Origin of the sequence: Streptomyces sp. RKND-216, assembly GCF_004795255.1 — a bacterium.
GTDB lineage: Bacteria > Actinomycetota > Actinomycetes > Streptomycetales > Streptomycetaceae > Streptomyces > Streptomyces hazeniae.
This window is the reverse complement of sequence record NZ_SSBQ01000002.1, coordinates 801,630-817,814: the sequence shown is the minus strand read 5'-3', so window position 1 is coordinate 817,814 and position 16,185 is coordinate 801,630. Positions and strand designations below refer to the sequence as shown.

Genomic DNA, 16,185 nt, shown 5'->3' with positions numbered 1-16,185 from the left:
CTTCAGCGGTCGTGTCCGAGGCCGGCCGCCAACTGCTCCACCAGGTCGTACGCCGCGTCCGGGATCACCGTGCCCGGCGGGAACACTGCGGCCGCCCCCATCTCCCGCAGGGTCTCCACGTCCTGCGGCGGGATCACGCCGCCGACCACGATCATGATGTCCTCGCGCCCCTCCTCGGCCAGCTGCTCCTTGAGCGCCGGGACGAGGGTGAGGTGCCCCGCCGCCAGGGACGAGACACCGACGACGTGCACGTCCGCCTCCACGGCCTGCCGGGCGACTTCGGCGGGGGTCTGGAACAGCGGGCCGACGTCCACGTCGAAGCCGAGGTCGGCGAAGGCGGTGGCGATCACCTTCTGGCCGCGGTCGTGGCCGTCCTGGCCCATCTTGGCGACCAGGATGCGCGGACGCCGGCCCTCTGCCTCCTCGAACGTGGCCACCAGACCACGGGTGCGCTCCACGGACGGGGACTCGCCGGCTTCGTTGCGGTACACCCCCGAGATGGTACGGATCTGGCTCGCGTGCCGCCCGTACACCTTCTCCAGGGCGTCCGAGATCTCGCCGACGGTGGCCTTCGCGCGGGCCGCGTTCACGGCCAGCTCCAGCAGGTTGCCCTCACCGCTGGCGGCCCGGGTGAGCGCGTCGAGCGCGTCCCGGCAGGCGGTCTCGTCGCGCTCCGCGCGCAGCCGCCGCAGCTTCTCGACCTGCTGGGCGCGGACCGAGGAGTTGTCCACCTTGAGGACGTCGATCTGCTCGTCGCTGTCGACGCGGTACTTGTTGACCCCGATCACCGGCTGGCGCCCGGAGTCGATCCGGGCCTGGGTGCGGGCGGCCGCCTCCTCGATGCGCAGCTTGGGGATGCCGGCGTCGATCGCCTGTGCCATCCCGCCGGCCTCCTCGACCTCCTGGATGTGCTGCCAGGCCCGGCGCGCCAGGTCGTGGGTCAGCTTCTCCACGTAGGCGCTGCCGCCCCACGGGTCGATGACCCGGGTCGTGCCGGACTCCTGCTGGATGAGCAGCTGCGTGTTGCGGGCGATCCGCGCGGAGAAGTCGGTGGGCAGGGCCAGCGCCTCGTCGAGGGCGTTGGTGTGCAGCGACTGCGTGTGCCCCTGGGTGGCGGCCATCGCCTCGACGCAGGTACGGGTGACGTTATTGTACACGTCCTGCGCGGTCAGCGACCACCCGGAGGTCTGCGAATGGGTGCGCAGCGAGAGCGACTTGGCGTTCTTCGGGTCGAACTGCCGGACCAGCTTCGCCCACAGCAGGCGCGCGGCGCGCAGCTTCGCGACCTCCATGAAGAAGTTCATGCCGATGGCCCAGAAGAAGGAGAGCCGCGGGGCGAAGGCGTCCACGTCCAGCCCCGCCGCCATCCCGGTGCGGATGTACTCCACGCCGTCGGCGAGGGTGTAGGCCAGCTCCAGGTCGGCCGTCGCCCCGGCCTCCTGAATGTGGTAGCCGGAGATGGAGATGGAGTTGTACCGCGGCATCCGCTGGGAGGTGAAGGCGAAGATGTCGGAGATGATCCGCATCGACGGCTTCGGCGGGTAGATGTAGGTGTTGCGGACCATGAACTCCTTGAGGATGTCGTTCTGGATGGTCCCCGCCAGCTTCTCGGCCGGCACACCCTGTTCCTCGGCCGCCACGATGTACAGCGCCAGCACCGGCAGCACGGCGCCGTTCATCGTCATCGAGACGGTCATCCTGTCCAGCGGGATGCCGTCGAAGAGCTGACGCATGTCGTAGATCGAGTCGATCGCCACGCCCGCCATGCCGACGTCCCCGGTGACGCGCGGGTGGTCGCTGTCGTAACCGCGGTGCGTGGGCAGGTCGAAGGCGACCGACAGGCCCTTCTGCCCGGCCGCCAGGTTGCGGCGGTAGAAGGAGTTGGACTCCTCGGCCGTGGAGAAGCCCGCGTACTGGCGGATGGTCCACGGCTGGTTGACGTACATCGTCGGGTACGGGCCGCGCAGGTACGGGGCGGCGCCGGGGTAGGTGCCGAGGAAGTCCAGCCCTTCCAGGTCATCGGCCGTGTACAGGGACTTGACCGGGATGCCCTCGGGCGTCTCCCACAGCGGATCGTCCGCGCCGGTGGCCTGCTTGACGGCCGTACGCCACGCGTCCGGGCCGCCGTGAGCGGTCGGGGAGCCCAGGTCGATCTCGGAGAAGTCGGGGATGCTCATCGGGACTCTTCCCTGCGGTCGAGGACGGCGGAGAGCACGGCGACGGCGTCGCATCCGGCGTGCACGTAGGTGTCGACGCCCGGGTACGGCCCGGGGCGCCCGGCGAGGAACACGTGCGAGGCACCGGCGGCCCGCAGCTCCTCGGCCACGGCCTGCGCGTGCTCCTCGTACAGCTCGTCGCTGGAGCAGAGGCAGACCTCGGTGGTGCCGCTCTCCCGAAACGTTCCCTGTGTGACGGGCTCGATGCCGCCGGCCTGGAAGAGATTGGAGGCGAAGGAGGCGCGCGCCGTGTGCGCGGCGGCCGGGCCGATCGTCGCCAGGAAGACGCGCGGCCGGCGGCCGGCAGCGGCCAGGTGGGCGTCGGACCGGGCCCGCAGGGCCTCGTACGCGTCGTCGCGGCGCACGCGCGGCAGACCACCGGCGGGCCGTCCGGGCGCGGGGTCGCGTACGAGGGGCTTCTCGTCGAGGTGGGGGAACTCGCTGACACCGGTGACGGGCTCGCGACGCCGGGCGAGCCGGCCGCTCCGGGCCTGCCAGGTGTCCGACAGCTCCTCTGCCAGCCGGCCCGACCGCAGGGCTGCGGCCTGCCCGCCCGCCCGCTCGATCGTCCGGAAGAACTCCCAGCCCTTGCGGGCGAGTTCGTCCGTGAGGTGTTCCACGTACCAGGAGCCGCCGGCCGGGTCGGTCACCCGGGCGAGGTGCGACTCCTCGATGAGGATCGTCGAGGTGTTGCGGGCGATGCGGCGCGCGAACGCGTCCGGCAGACCCAGCGCGTGGTCGAAGGGCAGCACGGTCACGGAGTCGGCGCCGCCCGCTCCGGCGGCAAGCGCCGCGACCGTCGTCCGCAGCATGTTCACCCACGGGTCCCGGCGCGTCATCATCACCGGCGACGTCACCGCGTGCTGCACCTGCGCACCCGCCTCCGGCACCCCGCAGACCTCCGCCACCCTCGCCCACAGGCGGCGCGCAGCCCGCAGCTTGGCGATGGTCAGGAACTGGTCGGCGGTCGCCGCGAAGCGGAACTCCAGCTGCGCGCACGCCTCGGCCGCGCTGAGCCCGGCAGCGGTCAGCTCCCGTAGGGAGGCCACCCCGGTGGCGAGCGCGCAGCCCAGTTCCTGGGCGGCCGACCCGCCGGCCTCGTGGTACGGCATCGCGTCAACCGTCAGGGCCCGCAGGTGCGGGTACTGCTCGGTGCACTGCCGGGCGAGGGAGGTCACCGCCGCGAAGCCGGTCTCCTGTCCGGTGCGGGCCTGGTGGCCCAGCGGGTCACCCCCGAGGTTGCCCCGGACCGCGTCCTCGGCCACGCCCCGTTCGGTGCACAGGCGCAGCAGCTCCCGCGCGGCGGGCTCGAAAGCGGCGCCCGCGTCCAGGACGACGGGTGCCAGGTCGAGGTAGACGCCGTCGAGGACCCGGGCGAGTGCGTCGACCGGGATGCTGTCCTCGCCCACCGAGAGCCACAGCGAGGTGACGCCGTTCTCCAGGTCCGCGAGCACCGCGGACCTGTCGGCTCCCGCGTGTCGCTGCCGTACGCCCCAGCCGCCGACGGTGTTCCCCTCGGCCCGGCCGCCGCGGACGAACGGCGCGAACCCCGGCAGTCCCGGGTCGGGAGCGGGGTCGGCGGCGGTGTACAGCGGCAGAGTGGCGATGCCGTCCTCCACCGCGGTGGACAGCGCTTTCTCGGCCTCGGCCCCCTCGATGTCCTTGCCCGTCTTCCGCAGTACGCCCGCCACTAGGCGCTGCCACTGCTCATGGGTCACGTCGGGGAACTCGGAAGCCAGCTCGAGCCGGTCGTCAGGCGGGGCCGTCATGGTCGGATGCTAAGACAGATCGACTAGGGAACTGCAGAGGACCAAGCTGTGACCTTCTTCTCTCAGCCCGGTCCGTGTGCCCCGGGGAGGGCCGGGATGTGAGAGGCGCGCCGGTTCCACCGGTCTCCCCCGGGTGCCGGTGACGGGTGACATGCCCCGCACCGGCACCCGGGCACCCGGGCACCCGGTGACGTCAGGAGATGCGGTGCAGCCAGCCGTCGGGGTCCGCTAGGGTGCCGTGGTGGAGGTCGACCAGCTGCTGCCGCAGCTGCAGGGTGACCGGCCCCGGCCTGCCGTCGCCGATGACCCAGTCGCCGCCCTCGTCGCGCACCTCGCCGACCGGCGTCACCACGGCCGCCGTGCCCGAGGCGAAGACCTCCGTGATGACGCCGCGGGCGCACTCGTCACGCCACTGGTCCAGGCTGATGCGTTCCTCCCTGGCCGTGTAGCCGGCCCGCTCGGCGAGCGCCAGCAGCGTGTCGCGGGTGACGCCGGGCAGCAGCGAACCGCTCAGCTCCGGCGTGACGATCTCCGCGCCGGGGCCGCTGCCCCGGACGAAGAACATGTTCATGCCGCCCATCTCCTCCACCCAGCGGCGCTCCACCGGGTCCAGCCACACCACCTGCTGGCAGCCGGCCTCCTGGGCGGCGCGCTGGGCCACGAACGAGCCGGCGTAGTTGCCGGCGCACTTGACGTTCCCGGTGCCGCCGGGGATGGCGCGGCTGTGCTCGTGACTGACCCAGACCGAGACGGTCTCGACGTCCTGGCCGAAGAAGCCGCCGGCGACGAACGCCATGAGCAGGTACCGGTACTGCTCCGAGGGCCGCAGCATCAGGTTGGCGTCGGCACCGAACATCAGCGGCCGCAGGTAGATGCTGTGCGACGGGTCGTCGGACAGCATCCCCTCGTCCGTCGCGACCAGCTGCTCGATCGACGAGACGAACAGCTCCTCCGGCAGTTCCGGCATCGCCAGCCGGCGCGCCGAACGCCGGAACCGGCGGGCGTGGTCCCAGGGGCGGAAGACGGACATGCCGCCGTCCACCCGGCGGTGCGCCTTGAGCCCTTCGAAGACCACCTGCGCGTAGTGCAGGCCGAGCGTCCCGGGGTGCAGACTGAGGTTCTCCAGGGGCTGCAGTTCGGGAGTGGCCCAGCCCCGGGACGCGGTCCAGTCGGTGGCGACCATGTGCGCGGTGAACGCGTCGCCGTGGCCCGGGCGACGGGCGGGCTGCTGTGCGACGGGCGGAGCGACGGAGCCTTCAGGGGCGGTGAGGGTCATGCGGAGGTCCTTTCCGTTCGTGATGGTTCGTGTCGATGTGTGACAGTGCGGGTGGTGCGGGTGGTGCGGTGCGGGAGGCGTGGCGCCTGCGGGGAGGCCCGCGACGGGGGAGGCCCCGCTCAGACCAGGGGGGCGAAGAAGAAGGTGTCGCGGCGGCTGAACCGGCCGTCCCCCGCTACCTGGAAGAAGTCGGCGAAGCGCAGGCTCACCGTGCTCTCGTCCCGGAGCACGCCGTTGAATTCGCCGTGCACGGCGATCCGGGCACCGTGCTCCACGACCGTGTCCAGGGTGTGCCGGCCCTCCTTGATGACGCGCTCCCCGGAGTAGAAGCTGGTCATCGCCTCGTGGCCCACCATCGGCCGGTAGCCGGGCCGGTGGTAGGTGGCGTCCGGCGTGAACAGGGAGACGAGGCCGGCGACGTCGCCGCTGTCGACCAGGTCGTAGTAGCGACGCACGGTGCTCTCGGAGGACTCGGCGCTCTCGGTGCCGGTGGCGCGGGCCTCGGCGGGCTGTGCGGGGTGAACGACGGTCATGTCGGGCTCCTTCTCGGTGTGGTGTTCGGTGGGTCGTGGGTGGTGAAGAGCGGGGGCGGGCCGTACGGGCACGGGCGCGGTCAGCCGGGGCGGCCGACGGCACCTGCCGGGACCTGCAGCCGGGAGGCGAGAACCTCGCCGATGCGGGCCGCCGGGCCGGGGAGGGCCAGTTCGCCGTGCCGGCACGGCACCCGGTGGACGCCCAGGCGCCCCCCGACGTGCGGCAGCCAGAGCTGCGGAGCGGGACTGTCCGCGGTCTTGTCCTCCGTGGCGACGAACAGGTCCATGGGGCCGTCGAACCGTTCCGGGGCGAACTCGCCTAGAAGCCGCCGGTTGTTGGCGAACACCTCACTCAGCCGTTCCACGCCGGAGGGGCCCAGCCCGGCCAGCGGGCCCACGCCGGCCAGTCGCTCGGCCACGTCTCGGAGTGTGGTCCGGCCGTGGTCCGGCGGCCGGTGCCCGAGCGAGGCGAGCAGAGCGGTCAGGGACTCCGCGGAGCCGGCCGCGGGCGCTGCGGAGGGCTGCGTCCCCGTTCCGGGGTAGCCGTCCAGTACCGCCAGCAGGTCGACGGGTTCGCCCTCGCCCTGCAGCCGGGTCGCCAGCGCGTGGGCCACCAGTCCTCCGAAGGACCAGCCGAGCAGGTGGTACGGCCCGTGCGGCTGCACCTCGCGGATGCGGGCGGCGTAGTCCTCCACCATCTCCGCCAGCCGGGTCGCCGGGCCCGTGTCGTCCGTCAGCCCCCTGGCCTGCAGGGCGTACACCGGCCGGCTGCCGTCGAGGTGGCGGAGCAGGGTCGAGTAGACCCAGCCGATGCCCGCGGCGGGGTGCACGCAGAACAGCGGTGCCTGCTCCGGCGCCGTCCTGCCACGCAGCGGCAGCAGCACGTCCAGCCCTTCCGCCGCGCGCGTCCCGTCCGCGGGTTTCCCGCCGTCGTCCAGCAACCGGCCGATCCGGGCCGCCAGTTCCGCGACGGTCGGGGCCTCGAAGAGCGTCCCCAGGCCCGGGTCGACGCCGAACTCCTCCCGCACCGCGTGCAGCAGCCGGGCGGCGAGCAGCGAGTGGCCGCCCAGGGCGAAGAAGTCGTCGTCGACGCCGCTCACCTCGATGCCCAGCAGGCCGGAGTACAGCGCGCACAACCGCCGTTCCCGGGCGTCCCGCGGCGGCGTCTTCGCCCCGTCGGTCGCCCACCGCGGTGCGGGGAGCGCCGCACGGTCCAGCTTCCCGCTCGGCGACACGGGGATCTCGGGGACCGGGACCACCGCGGCGGGCACCATGTGGGCGGGCAGCGTGGCGGCTGCGTACCGGCGCACCTCCGCCGCGTCCTCGCCGCCCACGACGTAGGCGACGAGCCGCAGGTCGCCAGGCCGGTCCTCCCGCAGCACGACGGCGGCGCGGTGGACGCCGGGATGGCCGGTGAGCGCCTGGGCCACCTCGCCGGGCTCGATGCGGAAGCCGCGCAGCTTCACCTGGTCGTCGGTGCGCCCTAGGAACTCCAGCACCCCGTCCCGGTGGCGGCGCACCAGATCCCCGGTGCGGTACATCCGTTCCCCGGCCGGACCGTGCGGGTCCGCCACGAACCGTCCGGCGGTGAGCGCCGGCTGCCCGAGGTAGCCGCGGGCGAGCTGCGTCCCGGCCAGGTACAGCTCACCGGGAACCCCGGGCGGCACCGGCCGCAGCCACCGGTCGAGCACGTGCACGCGGGTGTTCCACACCGGCGTGCCGATGGGGACGGTGGGAGTGCCGCGCTCGGTGTCGGCGCACGTGAAGCGGTGCGCGGTGACGTCTACCGCCGCCTCGGTGGGCCCGTACAGGTTGTGGATCTCCACCGACGGCCCCAGCACGCGGGCACAGCGCTCCGCCAGGGCGGTCGGCAGCGCCTCCCCGCTGCACACGACCCGCCGCAGCGACGGGCAGCGTGCCGCCCCCGGCTCGGCGAGGAACGCCTCCAGCATCGACGGCACGAAGTGCAGCGTCGTGATCCCACGGCTCCGCACCAGCCGGGCGAGGTACTCCGGCTCCCGGTGGCCGCCCGGCCGGGCCACCACCAGGGTCGCGCCGACGGACAGCGGCCAGAAGAACTCCCACACCGACACGTCGAAGCTGGACGGCGTCTTCTGCAGCACCGCTTCACCGGCCGTCAGCCCGTAGGCGTGCTGCATCCAGCACAGCCGGTTGACGATGGCCTCGTGCGGGACGGTCACCCCCTTGGGCCGCCCGGTGGACCCCGAGGTGTAGATGACGTACGCCGGGTGACGCGGCGTCACGGCCGACAGGGCGGAGGAAGACGGCGCCTCGTCGCGCAGCTCCCGCAGCGTCCCCGGCGTCAGGTGCACGACGGGGGCCGCGTCCGCCAGCATGGCCGCCACCCGGTCGCGGGGGTAGTCCGGATCGACGGGCAGGTAGGCGGCCCCGGCCTTGTGCACGGCGTACAGCGCCACGACGAGGTCCAGGGACCGCGGCAGGGCGACCGCGACGCACCCCTCCGGCCCGGCGCCGCGGCGGCGCAGCCGGCGGGCGAGATCGTCCGCGCGGGCGTCCAGCTCCCGGTAGGTCAGCGTCTCGTCCTCGAAGACGACCGCGACGGCGTCCGGAGTGCGCTGCACCTGCGCGGCGAACAGGGCCGGGAGCGTGGTGCCGGCGACCTCGCGCGCCGTGGCGTTCGAGTCGTGCAGGGCGCGGGCCTCGTCCTTGCCCAACAGGTCCACGTCGTGCAGCCGCAGGTCCGGGTCGGCCGCGAAGGCGGCCAGCAGCCGTCGCAGCCGCTCCGCGATGCCCGCCGCGGTGGCGTGGTCGAAGAGATCGGTCCGGTAGCCGACGCCCGCCTCGATACCTGCCGGTGCGCCGTCGGCGGTGTGGCGTTCGCGCAGGCCGACCGTGAGGTCGAAGGACGTGCCGTTGCCGGAGACCGGCACGTCCTCCACCCGCACGCCGGGCAGGTCGAGCGGCGCGGATCCCGTGTTCTGCAGCACCAGCAGCACCTGCACCAGCGGATGCCGGGCGAGTGACCGCGCGGGGTTGAGCTCCTCCACCAGCCGCTCGAACGGCAGGTCCTGGTGGCTGAAGGCGGTGAGGTCGGTCTCCCGCACCCGCTCCAGCAGCTCCCGGAAGCGGGGGTTCCCGTCCGTGTCGGCGCGCAGCACCAGGGTGTTGACGAAGAACCCGACCAGGTCGTCCAGGGCCGGGTCGGTCCGGCCCGCCACCGGTGTGCCCACGGGCACGTCGGTGCCCGCCCCGAGCCGAGTCAGCAGCGCGGCGAGCGCCGCGTGGGCGACCATGAACAGCGTCACCCCGTGGGCGCGGGCGAGCTCTGCCACGGAGCGGTGCAGCGCGGCGTCCCACTCGGCCGACACCAGTCCCGCGCCGTGGTCCGCCACGGCCGGACGCGGCCGGTCCGTGGGCAGCGCCAGTTCGTCCGGCAGACCCGCGAGCGCGCTGCGCCAGTGGTCGAGCTGTCCGGCACACACGCTCCCGGGATCGTCCTCGGAGCCCAGCACCTCCCGCTGCCACAGGGCGTAGTCGGCGTACTGCACCGGCAGCGGGCGCCCCTGCGGCTCCCGCCCGGCCGCCCGCGCGGCGTACGCACCGGACAGGTCGCGGAGCAGCGGCCCGAACGACCAGCCGTCGCTGACGATGTGGTGCATCACCATCACCAGCACGTGGTCCTCGGGGGCACGTTCCACCAGCGCGGCCCGGAACGGCAGGTCGCACGTGACGTCGAAGGGGCGTGCGACGAGTGCGTCGACCACCTCCCGCCAGCCGCTCCCCGCCACCGCGGACGTGCCCAGGGACGGGCGGGCGGCATCCGCCGCCACCACGACCTGCTGCGGTTCCCCCGCCTCCTCGGGGAAGACGGTGCGCAACGCCTCGTGCCGGGACACCACGTCACCCAGCGCCTGTTCGAGCGCACGCCGGTCCAGGGCCCCCCGCAGCCGGAAGGCCGCCGGCACCGCGTAGGCCGCGGTCCCGCCGTCCAGCCGGTTGAGGAACCACAGGCGGCGCTGCGCCGGGGACAACGGCAGCCGGGACGGGCGTGTGCCGGGCCGCAACGGCGGCCGCGCCGGAGCGGCGTCCAGGGCCAGGCCGGCCAGGGACGCCGGGGTCGGCGCCCGGAACAGGTCACGGACCGTCAGGCCGGCACCGAGCGTGGCCCCCGCCCGGGCGATCAGCCGGCCGGCCAGCAGCGAGTGGCCGCCCAGCGCGAAGAAGTCGTCGTCCGGACCCACCCCGTCGGGAACGTCGAGCAGTTCGGCGAACAGGTCGCACAGGATCTGCTCGCGCGGTGTCCGCGGTGCCCGCCGCGTTCCGGTGCTGCGGAGCGGGCGGGGGAGGGCCGCACGGTCCAGCTTGCCGTTGGCTGTCAGCGGGAACGCGTCGAGCTGCACCAGGTCCGCCGGGACCATCACGGCGGGAAGCGTGTCCCGCAGGTGGTCGCGCAGCGTCCGGGTGGAGGCTTCCGGGGCGACCACGTAGCCGACCAGCCTCCGGTCTCCGGGCCGGTCCTCGCGCACGACGACCGCCGCCTGGGAGACCTCGGGGCGGGAGGCGAGCGCGGCCTCGATCTCCCCGAGTTCGATCCGGACACCGCGGATCTTGACCTGGTGGTCGGCGCGGCCCGCGAAGTGCAGCGTGCCGTCACGGCCCCACCGCACCAGATCGCCGGTGCGGTACATGCGTGCACCCGGGGCGCCGAACGGGCAGGCGACGAAACGCCCGGCGGTCAGTCCCGGCCGGCCGAGGTAGCCGCGGGCCAGGCCGGTGCCGGCCAGGTACAGCTCGCCGACCACCCCGGGCGGGACGGGGCCGAGCCGCTCGTCCAGGACGTAGGCGCGGGTGTTGTCCACGGGACGTCCGATGTCGGGGGAGTCCGCCGCCCCCCGCGCGGCGACGTCGCCTGCGGTGGCGACGACCGTGCACTCCGTCGGCCCATAGTGGTTCACGACCCGGAACGGGAGTCCGGTCGCGGGCCGCCGTCGCAGGGCGTCCCCGCCGGTGAGCACGGCCCGCAGCCGGCCGGACGCCAGTGCAGGATCGTCCAGCACGGTCTCCAGGCGGGGCGTCGAGAGGAAACACAGAGTCAGCGCGGTGTCGGCCGTCCAGGCCGCGAGAGCCGCGGGATCGTCCAGCACGTCCTCGGCGGGAAGATGGACGGAGGCGCCGGCGCACAGGTAGGGCCACACCTCCCAGACCGCCGCGTCGAACCCCGGCGCCGCCGTCTGTCCCGCCCGGTCCTCCGGGGTGACGGCGTAGCGGTCGTTGTGCCATGCGACGAGGTCCGCGAGAGCCCGGTGCTCCACCACCACGCCCTTCGGGCGGCCCGTCGAACCGGAGGTGTAGATGACGTAGGCCGCGTCGTCGCCGCTGACCTCGGTCGCCACGGGGGTGTGGGGCTGCACCCGCAGACGCGCCTCCTCCTCGTCGAGGAGCAGGAGACGGGGCCCGGGGGCACCGCTCGCCGTCTCCGGGAACGTCCCCGCGAACGTCTGCGCGAGCTCGCGGCACGACACCACCAGCGAGGCGGCCGTGTCGGCCAGGACGAACGCCAGTCGGTCGGCGGGGTGTCGCGGGTCCAGCGGCACGTAGGCGGCGCCCGCCTTCAGCGTGGCCAGCAGGGTCACGACCATGTCCGCGGAACGCTCCAGGCACACCCCGACGACGCTGCCCCTTCCGACGCCGATTCCCAGGAGCAGATGCGCCAGGCGGTCGGCGCGGCTGTTCAGCTCCGCGTAGTCGACAGTCGTCGTGCCGTCGGTCACGGCGACGGCCGTGGGCGTGTGCGCGGCGCGTTCCGCGATCCACTGCGGGACCGTGCGGTTCTTCTCCCGCGGGGCGTCGGTGGCGTTCCAGGCATGCAGGGTCCGGTGGCGTTCCTCCGCGTCCATGACGTCGATCCCGCCGAGGGGCTGTTCCGGGTCCGCGGTCGCGGCCGCCAACAGCCGGGCAGTCCGGGCCGCCAGGGCGGCGGCGTCCGCGCGGTCGAACAGGCCGCCGGCGTACTCCAGCCCGAGGGCGAGGCCGGCGGGCGCGCCGTCCGCCGCACGGCGGTCGGTGAAGGCGAAGGTGAGGTCGAACTTGACCTCGCCGGTGCCCACCGGCTCCCAGGAGGCCGTCAGCTCTGCCAGCTGCGCCCCCGGAGTGTCGGTCGCCTGCTCGTTCTGGAGGACGAGCATGGTCTGGAAGAGCGGGTTGCGTCCGGCGGCGCGGGCCGGGTTGAGGTCTTCGACGAGGGTTTCGAAGGGGAGGTCCTGGTGGGCGTAGGCGGCCAGGTCGGTGTCGCGTACGCGGTGCAGGAGGGTGCGGAAGGCGGGGTTGCCGCTGGTGTCGGTGCGGAGGACGAGGGTGTTGACGAAGAAGCCGATGAGGTGGTCGAGGGCTTGGTCGGTGCGTCCGGCGACGGGGGTGCCGAGGGGGATGTCGGTGCCGGCGCCGAGGCGGGTGAGGGTGGCGGCGAGTGCGGCGTGGAGGACCATGAAGACGGTGGTGCCGGTCTCCCGCGCCAGTTCCACCACGCGGGCGTGGGTGGCGGGGGACATCTCGGCGTTCACCACCGACCCCCGCCGGCCCCGCGGCTCCGCCCCGCCTCCGGCGGCCGGCAGGTCGATCTGCTCGGGCAGGCCGGTGAGGGCGTGGCGCCAGTGGTCGAGCTGGGTGGCGAGAAGGCTGTCGGGGTCGTCGGGGTCGCCGAGGAGTTCTCGCTGCCAGAGGGTGTAGTCGGCGTACTGGACGGGGAGTTCGTCCCAGTCGGGTGACCGGCCGTTGCTGCGGGCGGTGTAGGCGGTGCCCAGGTCGCGGAGCAGCACCTCGCGCGACCAGCCGTCGCTGGCGATGTGGTGCAGCACCAGCAGCAGGACGTGGTCGTCCGGTGCCGAACGGAACAGCCGGGCCGTGAAGGGGGGCTCGGACGCCAGGTCGAACACCCGGCCGGCGGCCTCGTGAAGCCTGGCCGCCAGGCGCTCGCGGGAACACTCCTCCACGGGGAGCGGGCACGCGCCGGGCGGCAGGACCTCCTGGCGCGGCACCCCGTCCGTCTGCGGGAAGACGGTGCGCAGCACCTCGTGACGGGCGGTCAGGTCCGCGAGAGCCGCGGCCAGACCGTCGGCGTCCAGGCGCCCCCGCAGCCGCAGGGCGTACGGCGAGTTGTACGTGGTGCCGCCGTCCTCGGAGTCGGTGAGGAACCACAGCCGCTGCTGCGCGTACGACAGCGGCAGTGTGCCGCCTCGCTCCCTCGCGCGCAGCGGCGGCCGGGCGGGCCCGGCGGTCCGGGCACCCGCGGCCAGCGCCGCGGGAGTCGGCATCCGGAACAGGTCGCCGACGGCCAACTCGACGCCCAGCGCGGCCCGGGCCCGGCTCAGCAGCCGCATCGCGAGCAGCGAGTGCCCGCCGAGGGCGAAGAAGTCGTCCTCCGCCCCGACCGCGTCCAGGCCCAGAGCCTCCGCGAAGAGGCCGCAGAAGATCTCCTCGTTCGCCGTCCGCGGCGCCCGCCCGGTGCGGGCCGCCGCGTAGTCGGGCGCCGGGAGCGCACGGTGGTCCAGCTTGCCGTTCGCGGTGAGGGGCAGCTTCTCGAGTGCGACGTACGCGGCGGGGACCAGGTGGGCGGGCAGCCGTTCGGCCGTGTGCCCGGCGAGGTCAGGCGGAAGATGCCCGCCGTGCGGCACGACGTAGGCGACCAGGCGCGGGTCGCCGGGACGGTCCTCGCGCACGCGTACCACCGCCTGCCGGACACCGGGATGCGAAGTCAGCGCGGCCTGGACCTCTGCCGGCTCGACGCGGAAGCCGCGGATCTTGACCTGGTCGTCGGTCCGGCCGAGGTATTCGAGCACGCCGTCCCGGCGCCAACGCACCAGATCCCCGGTCCGGTACATCCGGCTGCCGGGAGGGCCGTACGGGTCGGCGACGAACCGCTCCGCCGTCGCCGCCGGCCCACCGAGGTAACCGAGCGCGAGGCCGGTCCCGGAGAGGTGGAGCTCGCCGGGGACACCCGGCGGCACACGGCGGAGGGCCCCGTCCAGCACCTGGGCCCGCTTGCCCCGCACGGGACGGCCGACCGGAACGCTGCCGGAGGCGACGTCCCGGGCGGTCGCCGTGTGGACGGTGGAGAATCCCATGCTCTCGGCGGGACCGTAGCCGTTGCCCACCCGTATGTGGCCGAAGTCCTGGAGCAGCCGCGCCACATGCGCCACCGAGGCGGCCTCACCGCCGGTGAAGGCGGCGCGCAGCCGGGGCAGCATCTCCGGGTGCTCGTCGACCAGGAGGTTGAACAGGCCGGCGGATGCCTTGAGCACGGTCGCGCCGTGCTCCTCGGCGAGCTGCGCGATCAGCAGCGGGTCCGGGCGCTGGCCCGGCTGCAGCACACACGTGGCACCGCCCATCAGCGGGCCGAGGAGTTCGGTGGCGAAGGCGTCCCAGGAGACCGGGGCGCACTGCAGCCACACCTCGCCGGGCCCGAACGGGGCGTAGTCCTGGTCGCACAGGCTGCCGGTGAGCGCCCGGTGGGGGGCCACCACGCCCTTGGGCGTGCCGGTCGACCCCGAGGTGAACATGACGCACGCCGGAGCGTCGGGGGAGAGGCCGGCGCGCGGCGGCGTCGCCGGAAGCGTCGCGCCCTCCGCCCACAGGTCGGGGAGGCGCAGCACGTCCGCGGTGGAACCGCCCAGCCAGGACGGCTCCTCGTCCGCCGTCACGATCAGGGCGGGCCGGGTCGCCTCCACCACCTCGGCCAGCCGTGCGTCGGGGAAGTCCGGGTCGAGCAGGGTGTAGGCGGCGCCGGACGCCAGGGTGCCCAGGAGGCACGTCACCAGGTCCGCGGAGCGCGGGAGGTGCAGCGCGACGATGTCGCCGTCGCCGACGTCCCGCGCGCGGAGCAGGTGGCCGAACCGGTGGGACTTGTCCTGAAGTTCAGCGAACCGCAGCCGCCTGCCCCGGTCGACGAGGGCCACCGCGTCCGGAGTCCGGGCCACCTGTTCGGCGAACCGCCCGCACACCGTCCCCGGCCGCACCACCGGAGCGGTCGCACCGCCCCATTCCTCCAGGGACGCGGACTCCTGCGCGGTGGTCGGGTCCACCTCCGACAGCCGGCGGTCGGGATCGGTCAGCATGCTCTCCAGCACGTGACGGAGCCGCTGGGCGAGCACGGTCACGGTGGCTGCGTCGAAGAGGTCGGTGGCGTAGCCGATCCCCCAGTCCAGGCCCGCCGGGGAACCGTCCGCCGCGTGCCGCTCCGCGACGCCGAAGGTCAGGTCGAACTTCGCCGTGCCGGTGCCGATCGGTTCCACCGCCGCGTTGAGTCCGGGGAAGGCGGAGATCTCCTCGCCGTCGCCGGAGCCGGAGGTGAGCACCAGCATCACCTGGAAGAGCGGGTTGCGCCCGGCGGCCCGGGCCGGGTTGACGTCCTCGACAAGACGGTCGAAGGGGACGTCCTGGTGGGCGTACGCGGCCAGGTCGGTGGCCCGCACGCGGTCGAGGAGGGTGCGGAAGGAGGGGTCGCCGGAGGTGTCGGTGCGCAGGACCACGGTGTTGACGAAGAAGCCCACCAGGTCTTCCAGCGCCTCGTCGTCGCGCCCCGAGACGGGGGTGCCGAGGGGGATGTCGGTGCCGGCGCCGAGGCGGGTGAGAAGTGAGCCGAGTGCGGCGTGGAGGACCATGAAGACGGTGGTGCCGGTCTCCCGGGCGAGCTCCACCACACGGGCGTGCACGTCCGCACCGAGGTGCAGCGGCACGGTGTCGCCACGGTGGCTGGGCACCCCCGGCCGACGGCGGTCGCCCGGGAGGGTCACCTCCTCGGGCAGGTCGGCGAGCGCCGCGTGCCAGTGGTCGAGCTGGGCGGCGAGCACGCTCTGCGGGTCGTCCGCGTCTCCCAGCATCTCCTGCTGCCACAGGGTGTAGTCGGCGTACTGGACGGGGAGTTCGTCCCAGTCGGGTGCGTGGCCGCGGGTGCGCGCTGTGTAGGCGGCGCCCAGGTCCCTGAGCAGCGGCTGCAGGGAGCCGCCGTCGCTGACGATGTGGTGCATCACCAGCAGCAGCACGTGCTCCTCCCCGGGCCGCACCTCGAACAGCCGGGCGCGGAAGGGCACCTCCGTCGCGAGGTCGAACACTTCCTGCGCCGCATTGGAGAGGGCCTGTCGCAGCTCACCGGCCTCCGTACGGACCGTCGGGAGGCCGGAGGGGAGGTCGCCCGGGTCGAGGATGTGCTGGTGGGGTTCGCCGTCGGGGGCGGGGAAGACGGTCCGCAGCGCCTCGTGGCGGGTGAGCACATCGTGCAGCGCCGCAGCCAGAGCCGCGTGGTCCAGCGGCCCGGTGAGCCGCAGGGCGAACGGCACGTTGTAGGCGGGACTGTCGTCGGAGCGGCTGAAGAACCACAGCCGCTGCTGCGCGTACGACAACGGGATCATGGACGC

5 protein-coding genes are annotated in these 16,185 nt (G+C 73.9%); all 5 read right to left on the bottom strand.

Features of this window, described 5'->3' with window-relative positions:
* Window positions 1–2: 2 nt before the first annotated feature.
* Window positions 3–2,177, bottom strand: a complete 2,175-nt coding sequence (scpA, locus tag E4198_RS03735; RefSeq protein WP_136181883.1) for a methylmalonyl-CoA mutase — start codon at window positions 2,175–2,177, stop codon at window positions 3–5.
* Window positions 2,174–3,985: a methylmalonyl-CoA mutase family protein gene (locus E4198_RS03730; protein WP_136181882.1), complete on the bottom strand. Its 1,812-nt coding sequence runs from the start codon at window positions 3,983–3,985 to the stop codon at window positions 2,174–2,176. Before E4198_RS03730 ends, scpA begins: the two co-directional genes overlap by 4 nt.
* Window positions 3,986–4,178: 193 nt before the next feature.
* On the bottom strand, window positions 4,179–5,261 hold the full coding sequence (locus tag E4198_RS03725) for a branched-chain amino acid aminotransferase (protein WP_136181881.1): 1,083 nt from the start codon (window positions 5,259–5,261) through the stop codon (window positions 4,179–4,181).
* A gap of 119 nt (window positions 5,262–5,380) precedes the next feature.
* Complete coding sequence (locus tag E4198_RS03720; RefSeq protein WP_136181880.1) at window positions 5,381–5,794, bottom strand: nuclear transport factor 2 family protein; 414 nt, start codon at window positions 5,792–5,794, stop codon at window positions 5,381–5,383.
* 80 nt (window positions 5,795–5,874) lie between these two features.
* Window positions 5,875–16,179: a non-ribosomal peptide synthetase gene (locus E4198_RS03715; RefSeq protein ID WP_168711361.1), complete on the bottom strand. Its 10,305-nt coding sequence runs from the start codon at window positions 16,177–16,179 to the stop codon at window positions 5,875–5,877.
* Window positions 16,180–16,185 lie beyond the last annotated feature (6 nt).